Genomic DNA, 13,164 nt, shown 5'->3' on the forward strand with positions numbered 1-13,164 from the left:
TTACTCTTCTACTTTGTTTGGCGCTTGAGCGCTCTCGGACACTTCAACCATCACTTGTTTAAACTTCACTGTCATTCGCTCTAAACGTGCTTTTTCAGAATCCGTTTCAAACTCTTCTAAGGCAATACGCTTGCTAAACACGTCCATCGGGCTCAGTTCAGATAAGGTCTCTGCCGACTCTTGCTCTAATGCTTGATTACGACGCTCTCTTGCTCGGCGCAGTTGAAGTACTTCCACATTCAAACCGTCAGTTAATGAACGCATGCGCTCTTGTAGATCCGACAAGTAATCTTGCGCTTGCACTTCTATCGATAACCACACGCTTTGGTCGCTATCTAAACCTATGTATTGGTTAAGCTGAGATTCGATCTCGCTCAAGTCGCCTTTGATTTCAGCTAGAAGTTGGAATGTGGGAACAGGCAATTGAGAAATGGTGCGCTCACCTTCAACAAACTCAACAACACACACTTGTTTCTGAGACTTAAGTTCATCAAAACTTAGTGGGATTGGAGAGCCTGAATAACGAATGTATTCACGCTTTGCCACCACTTGTGGGCGATGGATATGACCAAGTGCGATATAGTCTGCGTCTGGGAAGCCATCAGCGGCGAAACCATCAAGGTTGCCGACATAGATATCACGCACAGAATCCGATTGTTGGACACCCATCGCCGTTAAATGACCGGTAGCGATAATCGGCATGTGCTCGCTGTTATCAAACGTCGCACGCTTTGCAACCGCCGCATCATAAACACTTTGGTAGTGCTGTTTGATTGCATCGCCGAGTTGCTTCTGACGCTCAACTCCTGTGACACCGGCTTGGCTCATCAACACATCGCGAGGACGAATAAAAGGAATGGCACAAACCAGCGCTTCTACATCGCCGTTCTTGCCTTTTAGTTCGACAACCTGAGTCGCATGATCTTCATTAGTGTTTGGAATCACGTCTGCACCCATGTATTTGAGCAGCTGTTGGGTCTCTTTAAGCACAGAGACTGAATCGTGATTTCCACCTAATAACACCAATTGGCAACCGATCTTGTTCGAATCGACCACAAACTTGTTATACATCTCACGAGCGTAACTCGGCGGTGTACTGGTATCAAAAATGTCGCCAGCAACAATGATCGCGTCGATGTCGTGCTCTGTAACTTGCTCAAGTAACCATTGTAAAAACCGTTCATGTTCATTCTTACGGCTTTTATTGTAGAAGTTTTGGCCAAGGTGCCAATCGGACGTGTGAAGAATCTTCATTGCTGCTCACTGGAAGTCTGTAATACCTTTAATCTACCAAAATAGTCGAGATAATTCCCTTTTATAAGCTTGTGAAAACCAACTAATTTCAGGCTTTGGACCAACTCCGCCGATAGCGTGACCAATCGTTATTTTTGACATAAAAAAACCGCTCAACGTTAGAGCGGTTTTAGGTGTCCATAACTTTAGCATTAAGCTATTTCACAGAGGTCATTAAAAATTGTACGAAGCGCCCAGAGTTACTGTGCTAAACGCTACATCACGGCTTGCCAATCTATTACCATTCGGGCCGAAGAATTCGATATTTACTGCATCTGCTTGTGAGATCAAACGTAAGGTTAGGTTTTCTACTGGCGTGTATTCAACACCGATACCAAAATGGAAGCCTGCACCAGAATCATCATCAATGTAACTAGAGCCCTTAGAGTTTAGATCAACGTAGCTAAGGCCTGCGGTTACAAACGGACGAATTGAATTATCAAACGTGTAACCCAAATTTGCCGCAACAGAGAAAGATGTTGGTGAAAGTACTTTAGTGCCAAATTTTTCGTAATCAGCATAATCTGTGTAACCAAGTTCGATACCTACAATACGGTTAAACTGATAGCCACCATAAAGGCTGTACCCCATGCTTTCAGCATCTAGACTACCTGCGCCGTCCGTGTCTGAGTCTTGATACACACCAAGGCCTGCGCCAATGTATGGACCACCCTCGATACCAGCAGCAAGTGTAGGAAGTGAAACTAAGCCAACTAGACCCAATAGAAATGATGATTTAAGCATGAAAATACCCTTTTTTTGTCTGTCCTACAGCAACGTTGACCAACAGCCAATAGTTTCCGACACTATTTCACCTGTTGCGTTACTGTTTAAAATAAATTAAATAAGCAACTCCAAATGAATAATAAAACACTGTTCATTTACGGAGCGAATGAGAAAGTACCACAAGATTTTTAGGTCATCAAACGAACAATCATAGATATTTAATCAAGTCTTATTTATGAGACAGCTGTATTTCCTGAGGCATAACGAGCACTAAAATACGAATAAACCTGATAGTAAACAGGAGCATCATCAACATTAAACTTATTACAATCAGATTGTTATCGAGCTAATTAAATTTTCATCCGCTCTCAAAATCAACCTGAATTTTCATGCCTAAATATAAAAACTCACCCTGTTTCTCTCTTTATCCAATAAAAGATATAAAGAGAAGAATGAGTTTTATTTTTGGAGAGTGATTATTTGGAACGGTCTGCTATTAAAATATATTTCAATTTAATTTATGTTATTAACGAGCGTCAGCAAGACTAGCCAAGTAGTTATTCGTTAAATAGAAACCGCTGAACTTCTCAATAAAGTCCGCAGGGACGGTTTTTTCGGTCAAGCCAGATTCAATTAGCGCCGCTTGCCACTTCTGTACTTTCGGGAAGCCTTCAAGCATATCAAAACCAGAGCCTTCTTTAATTACTGACGCTCGGTGCAACAGTGGTAGCCAAGCGATGTCGACATTAGAGATATAATCGCCTTTAAAGAAGTCACTGCCACCCAATTTATTCTCGGCCTTTTGGAAGGATTTTTGAAGGTTTGCTAAACGCGTCTCAAATGTTTCTTTATCTTTACTGCCCATGGTTCCACATTGCGGCATGTAATGTTTGCTTGCCTGATAAGACCAAGCACGATCTAGTGCCTTTTGCTCGGCAGACACTTCTTCTATCGGCGCATATTTATCATCTAGGTATTCAACAATTGCATCTGACTCAAAAAGAACCGTTTCATTTTCTGTAATCAAGACAGGCACTTGTCCGTTTGGCGAAATATCTAGGAACCATTGAGGTTTATTATTTAGCTCAATGTATTCAATTTCAAATGGGACATTTTTCATTACCAAAGCACCCATTACACGTTGAACGAATGGGCAGTTTTTAAAGCTAACAAGTTTAATCATGGTGACTCCGAATTAGGTCATTAATTTGTATTTGTACCCCTAAGACGAACGCCAAAACTGAAAGACGAAAAATAATTCTATTTTTTTGGAAATAATTAAATGCGAGATAACTAAAGGCAGTCACTTTAGATACGCACTTTAAGTAGTAAGCTTGAATGCCTAATTACGCGCAGCTAGACGATCAAAGATATTGCAATAGATGCCATGATCACGCCAACGACAAATTCCAACACCTTCCACGCTCTCGGGTTCTTAAACATTGGAGCCAAGAAGCGAGCGCCATATCCAAGTGAGAAGAAGAACACAAACGACGCCGATACGGCACCAGCGCCAAACAACATTTGGTTAGGTTGATATTGAGTTGAGATAGAACCCAGCAATACCACAGTATCCAAATACACATGCGGATTAAGCCAAGTGAACGCCAAACACATCGCAATCGCTTTGGTTAACGAGTCTTTGGTTTCAGCAGTGGCTTCTAAGGCGTGGTTTTCAGTAAATGCTGAACGGAAGCTTAAGAATGAATAGACACCCAAAAAGATAGCCCCACCATAACGGGCGAACTGTTCAATTTGTGGGAACTGCTTAACGATTGCGCCAAAGCCCGTCACGCCAAAGCTAATGAGTAAGGCGTCAGAAATGGCACATACAGCGCAAACTGCCAATACGTGTTGGTTCTTAAGCCCTTGCTTTAAAACAAACGCATTTTGAGAGCCAATCGCAAGAATCAACGAAAGGCCAAGGGAGAACCCTGCGAAGTAAGTCGACATCTAAAGCTAGCCTCTTAACGCAACTCAATACGCATAAACTGGCTGTGCGGGTCCAACACATAATCAGCAAAGGGGTCACAGTATCCGAAGCCAAACTTTTCATACAGGTTACGTGCTGGCTTGAAGTAATCTTCTGAGCCTGTCTCTAAGCTGATTGTTTGATATTGGCGAATGGCCGCTGTATCTAACGCGTGTTGTAAAAGTTGGCTAGCAACGCCTGACTTTCGAGCAAACTGTGAGGTTCTCATCGATTTGAGTTCAGCGTGTTGGGTATTCAGCTCTTTAATGGCGACACACCCAAGCAGTTGGCTGTCTTTCCAAGCACTGAAAAAGGTAATTTCTGGTGACTTGAGTCCGTTCAGATCCAGAGCATGAACGCTTTCGGCTGGCGAAGTTGCGTACATATCGGCAAGGTGCTCTTCAAGCAATTCAATGACTTCTCCACCCGACAAGTCATCAAGCTTAATTTCTATTGAAGTACTGCTTTCCAACGCTGTTCCATTTTCCATTGAATCCTGTGCATTTATTGCTGATGTCATTGTCCCAACTCTCCTTGTTTGGTTCGCATATTTAGCTTGAGTGATTTGGCTTTAATTACTGGCCTACTTTCCTGAATTGTTTCCTTTTCAAGAACTCGGTTTGAATCAGTAAAATTACTGATTCATCATAAAATTATAAATGTCACACTGGGTTTACCTAGATACCATATTTTTCCTATCTAGTCTCGTCATAAAAGCGTGCCACAAAGCCCGTAGGTCGCAGCAGCGAGGGAGCAACACCTGTTTCAGTTAACGAATAAGTAGTCAGGCCGATATGAGTATTCAACTAGATCTAACCACCACTATGCCCTGCCAAAACTTCGACTCGGCACAAGGGCGGATGACACTTCAAAACCATCGAATTATTGATGTCGACAACGAGATCGCTCAAATCTTTGGTTATCGAAACCGCAATGAGTTATTACACAATGTTGAGTTTGTGTATGCCTTAGTTCCCGACAATTACCAAAACCTAGCCAAAAAACGCTACCTAGAGGCAATAAAAGGCAAGTTTGATAAGGGAAAATTGTACACGGACATTCCAGCTAATGGTCGCAAAATCTCCATATTTTGTTTATCACATGTCATTGAACTGAATAACAAACCTGCGCTTGAAGTACACGTCATTGACATCACATCAATGTTAGAGGCGCAGCGTAAACGCCACGAAACAGATCTCATGTATCGAAAATTACTCAGTACATCGAAACAAGGTATTTTGATCCACCGAAACTTCAAACCTTTGATGGTTAATCAAGCTTGGGTTGAGCAACAAGGTGCCGAATCTATCGAGCAAGTACTTGCGATGGACTCAATCATTTCAATCATTCCTGAAGAACAGCATTCAAATGCCATCCGGCGGTGCGAGAGCATTCTCAATGGCAATACACCCAACTTCAGCTCTGTAGTATCCAACCATTGCTTTGATGGCAGCTATAAATACTTCAATATTTATGACAACGTGATTAACTGGGAAGGTGAAGACGCCATTCAAGTGATTCTCGAAGAAGTCACAGACAAGGTCTTGTTAGAAAAAGAGCTGCTGCACCGCGCTATGTATGATGACTTAACGCAGGTACTCAATCGTCGCGCCATTTATGATTGGATAAAGAAGCCAGTGAATCAGCAAATAGAAATGTCTTGTATGCTGATTGATATCGATGACTTTAAATTAATAAACGATCAGTTTGGTCACAGTGTTGGTGATGCTGTCATTAAACACTTAGCCGATTCCATTAAAACTCACGTTGAATTACTCAATGGCGTAGTTGGACGATGGGGCGGAGAGGAGTTTATTGTGTTCATTCCCAACGCGAAACCTGAACATACCCAAGTCATAGGCGAACGTATCTGCCGTGCTTTTAATAGGCATACTTTTGTTGGATTCAATCGCCGTCAATTTACATCGAGCGTCAGTATTGGCATCACCAACCGATGTATGTGTCACTCACCCAACAACATTAACACGCTAATTCGGGTGACGGATGATGCACTTTATCGTTCAAAAACAAGTGGGAAAAACCAGGTATCTATCAATGATGATGTGGTTTGCCAGGAAGCTATTGCTTAATCCCAGCTCTTTTCTCTCTTTCGTGATCCAGAGGTATTTCAAACATGCGTCAAATAAGCCGGTTAACCTGACGAATTGAAGCCAGCCAACAGATAATGAAAGTACAGCGACCAAGAATTAAAGCGCCTATATTGAACGATATTTGATTGCGATTTTCCAATTTCGGTATATGATGCGCCACCCTAATTTTTCAGCTTATGCTGCAGGCAAATATGTCCGCCAACGCACTCTATACCGACCTATCCGGTTACTATGATTTAATGTGTGTAGATATTGACTACCAAGCGCAAAGTAACTGCGTACGTAGACTCCATCAAATCTTTGGAAATGAAGGAACAACACACCTCGACTTAGCTTGTGGCACTGGCCCACACGTTCGTCATTTTATTGATTTCGGTTACCAAAGCGGTGGCCTAGATCTTAACAAGCCGATGTTAGATATCGCAGAAGTTCGCTGCCCGGAAGCCAAGTTCTCAGTACAAAACATGAGTAACTTTGAGGTCACGGAACCACTCGATCTTATCACTTGCTTCCTGTATTCCATCCATTACAACGATGGCCTTGAGAAGCTTAAAGAGTGTATTGAAAGTGTGCATCGCGCGTTGAAGCCAGAAGGTATTTTCTGTTTTAACGTGGTTGATAAAGACAAGATCAGCAACGACCTGTTTGTTAGACACACAACAAACCAAGACAAAGACGATTTCACGTTCCGTTCTGGTTGGTATTACTCTGGTCAGGGTGATAAGCAAGCGCTAAAGCTTAGTATCGAAAAGACGACTGCTGGTGAAACTCAAGTGTGGAATGATGAACACCCGATGGTGGCATTCTCGTTTAAGGAGTTAATCGAGATATTGAAGCCCTACTTCGAGGTTAATATCTTCGAGCACGATTACGACAAGCTGATTCCTTGGGATACTCAGTCCGGTAATGCGCTGATCACATGTGTCAAAATCTAGATAAATAGATACGTGGCGAGTTAAGCCAAACCTATAGATCAAAAAAAGAACCCACACTCGCCATTCTCCTTATAGAGCATCAGTCAGTGTGGATTCTTTTGTATCAAGCTATCAGTTACTGAACTCTAGATTAGAAGTCAGCTGTCATACCTACGTAGTAAGTACGTGGCTCTTCAACATAACCTAGATATTCTAGTTCTTCAGATACTGACTCGTCCGTTAGGTTCGAAATACCTGCACGCAGTCGTACTGAATCATTCACGTTGTACACTGTGCCGATGTTCAATGTTGTGTATGCGTCTTGAGTTAGGTCGCTTTCGATCTGACGCTCACCACGGTAACGAGCACTAACAAAGGTGTTCAGGTCGAAAGTCGGGCTCCAGTTCAGTTTAACTAAACCCGAGTGCTTGTAACGCTCAAGTAGCTGTTCGCCTGTCGACTTATCTTCAGTATCTAGGTAAGTGTAGTTACCAGAAAACGCCCACTTATCAGAGATTTGATACATACCACCTAGCTCAACACCTTGAATGATTGCTTCAGAGACGTTTTGGTAAGTTTTTGCGCCTAAATTACCCGTTGGTGTGCCGTCAGGGTTTTCACATTGACGAGCACTTTCGTTCCAATCACCGCCTTCTGGACAGTAACCTTCCGTTCTTTCAATCAGGTCATTAATCTCATTTCGGAACAATGCCGCTTCGATATTCCAACGAGGTTGAGTGTAAACTGCCGCCAACTCGTAGTTTAAGCTAGTTTCTGGGCTTAGATCTTCATTACCGACTAACGCACAGCCACCTTTACAGCTTGGTACCTGATAGTCAGATTGGTTTTGAGTCAATGTTGGTGCTTTAAATGCTTTACCCACACCACCTTTGATGATCAGGTCATTCGTTGTTTGGTGTACCAAGTACACACGTGGGCTGAACTCTTCACCGTACAGTTCATGTTTATCTAAACGACCACCAATGGTTGCCGTTAGTTGATCCGTCATTAACCATTGGTCTTGTACAAACAGTGCACCTTGGTAAGCTTCAGACGAACCACTCACTAGGTTCTCTTTGTTCGTCAGCTCGCTCAGTTGGTAATCCATACCAAACGTTAGCGTATGGCTTTCACCAAGATAAGTGGTCGCAGACGCTTCAACAATCTGAGTTAACTCTTCGATATCGCTGCTGAAGTTATTACCCAGATCAGCCGCATCATTGTCAGTCACATTTTCGCGTGAGTAACGTACTTGCGTGTCACCCCAGCTCCAAAAACCGCTGTGTGTAATCGCTTGGCTGTTACGTACAACACGCGTGTCAGACTCAATAACTGAGCTTGAACTTTCAGCCGCAGAATTACGCTCGTCGTCGCTGTAACCAAAGTCAAAATCGATGGTTTGGTTATCTGTCGCATGCCATGTCAGGCTTGCAAGCATGCTTAGCGTGTCACGGTCTTCTAAAGCTGTAATATCTTCACGATCGTAACCAGAGCTGTGTGTACCAGAATATGGTTGCCATGCGTTACGGCTTGTTTGGTTAACAGAAACTCGCGCGAACAGCTCATCTTCAATCAACGCACCAGAAGTAGTAAAACCAACAGACTGCTCTTGGCCACCGTTACCATCCATTGGAGATGACGAGTCCATGCTTAGAGTAGAGCTCCAATCGTTTTCTGGAGCCTTAGTGATGATGTTGATTGTACCGCCCATACCATCTGAACCGTAAAGTGCAGACATTGGGCCACGGATGATTTCAACACGTTCAATTGAATCAGCAGGAATAGTTGATAGGTCGAAGTCGTTACCACGGATGATGGCACTCGCCGAGCTTAAACGACGGCCATTCACCATGATAAGTGTGTAGTCTGAATCCATACCACGAATAGAGATCATCTGACGGCCAGCACGAGTGCTATCAAAATCAGACTCAACACTCGTTGATTCGGCAACGATGTCAGCCAAGGTAATACCAGGGCTATCTTCAATGTCTTGCGCGGTGATAACCGACATTGAAGCTGGCGCTTGTTTTAGTGCCATCTCGGTACGAGTTGCCGTAACAACCATTTGTTCATCTGTTGCTTGCGCTTCTTCTTGCGCTAACACGTTAGCTGAAAGTGAGGTACAAATAACAGCGACTGCGATCGAAAGGGGTTTGCGAATCAAAAGAGATCTCTCAGACATGATATTCATTCTTATATGTGATTAGTAATGATAATGGTTTGCATTAAACAACCGACTACCATTCTTATCAACGAAAGTTTCATACCAAAAATCGATTCTCGTTATTCACCATTCAAATAACGAAAGAGATCTATATTCAACTCGATAGGTATTCATAATTTTCATTCACCCTGCAGATGAATTATGTATAAAGCTCTTTGAATATATTGCGAACCCAGCGACACATCGGGTCGTTATGAAAGCGCTTATGCCAGTATAAGTAGACGTCTTCTGATGGGTGGCGCAACGCTTTAGGCACACGTTTACAAACAAGATCTCTTTGCTTAGCGGCTTGTTGAGCAAAAGGTGTCGGTAAATGAAAGATGATGTCGGTTGCTTCTGCCATATCCGGCGCGACGTTAAAATTGGAAAGCTGAATTGGAATGGACAGCTGGCGCTGCTTATCAATCAAGCCAAGATCTTTAAATCGACTTTCGATCGATAGCTTCTTATCCCCTTGCAGTGAGATTTGACCAAGTTGGCTATTCAACAAGTCATCAACCGTGATCTCTTTATCTGCCAGAGGATGGTTTTTACTCATCAACAAACGGTAATCTCGGCTAATCACGAACATTCGATACAAATTTTGCTCTGAACTTAATGGCTCGTGGGTCGACAACACAAAGTGCGCATCACCAGATAACAGAGGCTCAAAGTGTCGTTTAGGAATCGAGTCGATATCAACAGTCATGTTCGGCGCTTGTTGGCGTATCTCCGCAACTACCTTGGGCAGCAAGTGCGCGACATTAGGTACTAAACCAAAGAAACGAACCGTACTGTCACTACTTTGCGGTTCGAATACATCGCCATGCACCAGCTTTTCTAAACGTGTCAGAACCGAATTGAGATCTTGCTTAATGGCTTCTGCTTTTGGCGTTAACTCATAGCCATAAGCCGCTCGCACCAATAGGTCATCATTGAAAACGGTACGCAGTTTTTGCAGAGATCAGCTCACCGTTGGTTGGCTCATATCCAGCGCCAATGCCGTGTTGGAAACGTGCTTCTCTTCAAGAAGGTGTTTAAGAATAACGAGTAGATTGAGGTCGACTTGAGCAAGATTCATTATGCAAATATTAACAATATAAAAAATTCAATGAGCGCATAGTGCTATTTCTTAACAAGTAATACAATTGATAATCACTCCTATTTTGATCTAGAGCAATATGCAGAGTAGAGTTTAAGGTTAAGTGGGTGTTAAAGCTCGAAGTCAGAAATGTTTAAACATAAAAAAGAGAGGCACAGTGGCCTCTCTTTGATCGTCTACTTTATATTGCTAGCGTTGAGCTATCAGACTACAACTTAGTCCAAGCATCTTGCCAATATTGGCTATCTGCTGGAGCGTAAGACGCACTTGCACACCATGCCGTGTATGGCCAAGGTTTACATTCGTACAAGCCATTATCGCTGCCGACCACAATGTCACCCGCTGCGTAGTTGGTGCCCGCTTCATATGGAGGGTAATCACCTGGAGGTGGTGTTGTACCACCACCGTCTTTAACAGCGAAAGAATCGTTTACCATCACCATTTCACCGTCAGATGCTTTACCGACCACTTCAAGTGCATATTGCCCTTCCGCTACATCGTATAAGTCGATGGTAATAGCGCGACTGTCCGTAACGTTGACCTTAGTTTGCTCAACCACAGTACCTGCACTGTTGATCACCATAGCGGTAACATCTAACGCTTCATTTGATGTTAGCGTCAGTTCTAAACGAACATTACCGTTATCTGGCGCATATTCTGATTGAAGCCCTGAAACTGAAAGCTCTAAGTCACCGCCCGGATCTGGGTTACCACCACAAGAAGAGTCTGAAACTTTTCTCCAAACGCCCCACTCACCCGTTGTTCCTGGTTCTTCGCCGCGAGTGTACCAACCTGCTCCCCACGTTGAACCGTCATGAGATACTTGATCACCTTCAACATAAACGGTATCTACATCCCATGCAGCAGCACAGTTAGAACCATCAGTCACAGACACCTTACGGTCAGCGGTTATAGTTTGGTTCGCGCTGTCTGTTACGCTATACACAAGTGTGTAGTTGCCGATTTCATTTACATCGACACTGCCTGTGTGTGTAATAGTGCTTGTCAGGTCGCCATCTTCAGCATCATTCGCCGTCACGCCTGCCATAGCATCAAACGCAGTTCCCAACACAACAGTCGTGTCCGACACACCATTAAATACTGGCTTCTGGCTGTAAACCTCTACCGTTCGCGCTTTTGTGGTTTCGTTGTTATCGCTGTCTTTCACTCGGTAAGTCAAAACGTAAGTGCCAATAACACTGGTTTCAACGTAACCTTCAACATCGATTGATGAAGTTAGATCGCCGTCTTCTTTGTCTGTTGCCGTTACGCCATCCATAGGATCAAATGTTGTTCCGTGAAGAATACGCGTATTTTCGACACCTTTAAGAACTGGCTCACCCTCGACTGGTGGTGGCGTTACTTGACCGTGTACAAACGGGCCGTAGTCTTTAATAAACTGCTCGTTGTATTGTTGGCCGTTTTTGTTAGTGCCCATGTCCCAGTTGATAGACCAAGTCATCACACCACGTAGCGGTTGGCCTTGCGCCGTTAGGCTATCAAACGCGTCGTATAAATCTTGTGGCTCTTGCACAAAACCTGTCGCTGCAGCATCGATACTTGAAGGAATACCAAACACGAGCTTGTCATGTGGGATTTTGTGGAAGCCACGCGTTCCGTTGATAAGCGAATCAGAGATGTAGTAGATGAATTCTTCTTTTAACGCATCGTTATTTTGAGCAATCCAACCCACGCCTTCAACCCAGATACCGTCGCCACCTTGGTTGTAGAACTGTGGGTTAATCCAGTCGTAGTAGCCTTCTAGATTATCGATATAAGGAACGTACTTACCACCCGTCGTTAGATACGGGAACTCAGGCGCCATAGTAATAAGGAAGTTTTTACCTTCTGCACGGTAGTGATCTTTCACTAGCTTAAGTGCATCTGGAATCACGGTTTGGTTGTTCGCTGCGGTTACGGCTGCTTGTTCAAGGTCGATATCTAGGCCATCGAAACCGTAACGCTCGGTAAGACGGATAATCTCATCAGCAAAGGCTCTTTCATCACCGGTTTCTAGCTCTACGTGTGCATCAGCACCACCCAAAGCCAACAGTACAGAGCGACCTTGCTTGTTGAGTTCAGAGATTTGGTCAATAAATTGTTCTTCTGAAAGCCCAATGGTTGGGTCCAGTTTAAAAGTTGGGATTCGACCATCAGCCACATCGTAAACCTTCATGAATGACACATTCACGATGTTGTACATTGGGTTCACTTCATCCAGCGTCACACATGGCGCATTACCACCTTGGTAACCGCCACCGTCACACCAGTTATGCCAATAGCCAACCACGACGCCAGAATCTGGATTCGTCATATCTGAACCATTCGCATAAACAGCGCCAGACATAGCCGCCATGCCGACCGATACTGCTAATTGTAGAGCTTTACGTTTCAACATTAGTCCCACTTCCTTACTTAACAGCTGTGCCAATCACAACCGAACCAATTCATTGTAATCATGAATATTTATAGAGAAGTAATGGAATTTATAGGAAAAGATGACCTTTGATTTAACTTGTGATTTTAAGTCACAGATTGAATATCAGAATCAATATGATTTTGACTTTTGATTCAAATTGAAATGCTAAAAACTGTTATTTTCGGTCGAACACATTGACCGTGCAAATGTTTAATCAACCTTAATTCACTAAGATAATTAACCAAAAATATAAAAAATCACCAATAGGAAAAAATGAACTTTAAATCGGCAAAATTCACCCCAAACACGCCGTAATTACTGACCTCAGACCAGATACCATTGCGAGTGACATCACTAAAATAGCGTAGATATAGCCATCATACATGTGCTAGCAATACACACGTATAACGGAATATAGGAGTAA

10 protein-coding genes are annotated in these 13,164 nt (G+C 43.3%); 2 read left to right on the forward strand and 8 right to left on the reverse strand.

Annotated elements, in window-relative coordinates; genetic code table 11:
- The 5 genes from sbcD to AB6E85_RS10310 all read right to left on the reverse strand — a co-directional run bounded on the left by sbcD (position 1) and on the right by AB6E85_RS10310 (position 4,511).
- A complete protein-coding gene (gene sbcD, locus AB6E85_RS10290) occupies positions 1–1,254 on the reverse strand; it encodes an exonuclease subunit SbcD (RefSeq protein ID WP_372142526.1) in 1,254 nt (417 codons plus the stop codon).
- A gap of 213 nt (positions 1,255–1,467) precedes the next feature.
- Positions 1,468–2,037, reverse strand: a complete 570-nt coding sequence (locus AB6E85_RS10295; RefSeq protein ID WP_372142527.1) for a porin family protein — start codon at positions 2,035–2,037, stop codon at positions 1,468–1,470.
- Between the two features lie 508 nt (positions 2,038–2,545).
- Complete coding sequence (locus tag AB6E85_RS10300) at positions 2,546–3,202, reverse strand: glutathione S-transferase family protein (RefSeq protein WP_372142529.1); 657 nt, start codon at positions 3,200–3,202, stop codon at positions 2,546–2,548.
- Positions 3,203–3,375: 173 nt separating this feature from the next.
- Positions 3,376–3,972, reverse strand: a complete 597-nt coding sequence (locus tag AB6E85_RS10305; RefSeq protein ID WP_050645216.1) for a LysE/ArgO family amino acid transporter — start codon at positions 3,970–3,972, stop codon at positions 3,376–3,378.
- Positions 3,973–3,986: 14 nt separating this feature from the next.
- Complete coding sequence (locus AB6E85_RS10310; protein WP_372142530.1) at positions 3,987–4,511, reverse strand: GNAT family N-acetyltransferase; 525 nt, start codon at positions 4,509–4,511, stop codon at positions 3,987–3,989.
- A 274-nt stretch (positions 4,512–4,785) separates the two neighbouring features.
- Here AB6E85_RS10310 and AB6E85_RS10315 point away from each other — a divergent pair, with 274 nt between their 5' ends.
- Together AB6E85_RS10315 and AB6E85_RS10320 are read left to right on the forward strand one after the other, a co-directional pair.
- On the forward strand, positions 4,786–6,081 hold the full coding sequence (locus AB6E85_RS10315) for a diguanylate cyclase (protein ID WP_372142532.1): 1,296 nt from the start codon (positions 4,786–4,788) through the stop codon (positions 6,079–6,081).
- A 212-nt stretch (positions 6,082–6,293) separates the two neighbouring features.
- Positions 6,294–7,037: a class I SAM-dependent methyltransferase gene (locus AB6E85_RS10320; protein WP_372142534.1), complete on the forward strand. Its 744-nt coding sequence runs from the start codon at positions 6,294–6,296 to the stop codon at positions 7,035–7,037.
- Positions 7,038–7,167: 130 nt separating this feature from the next.
- On the opposite strand, the gene AB6E85_RS10325 is transcribed toward AB6E85_RS10320, so the two are convergent.
- From AB6E85_RS10325 to AB6E85_RS10335, 3 genes are all read right to left on the reverse strand, one after another.
- A complete protein-coding gene (locus AB6E85_RS10325) occupies positions 7,168–9,198 on the reverse strand; it encodes a TonB-dependent receptor domain-containing protein (protein WP_050645220.1) in 2,031 nt (676 codons plus the stop codon).
- Between the two features lie 181 nt (positions 9,199–9,379).
- Complete coding sequence (locus AB6E85_RS10330; protein WP_372142675.1) at positions 9,380–10,180, reverse strand: LysR substrate-binding domain-containing protein; 801 nt, start codon at positions 10,178–10,180, stop codon at positions 9,380–9,382.
- A 349-nt stretch (positions 10,181–10,529) separates the two neighbouring features.
- Positions 10,530–12,719, reverse strand: coding sequence for an immunoglobulin-like domain-containing protein (locus AB6E85_RS10335; protein ID WP_372142536.1), 2,190 nt, complete (start codon positions 12,717–12,719; stop codon positions 10,530–10,532).
- Positions 12,720–13,164: the final 445 nt, after the last annotated feature.

Source organism: Vibrio sp. 10N.247.311.51, assembly GCF_041467855.1.
GTDB lineage: Bacteria > Pseudomonadota > Gammaproteobacteria > Enterobacterales > Vibrionaceae > Vibrio > Vibrio coralliirubri.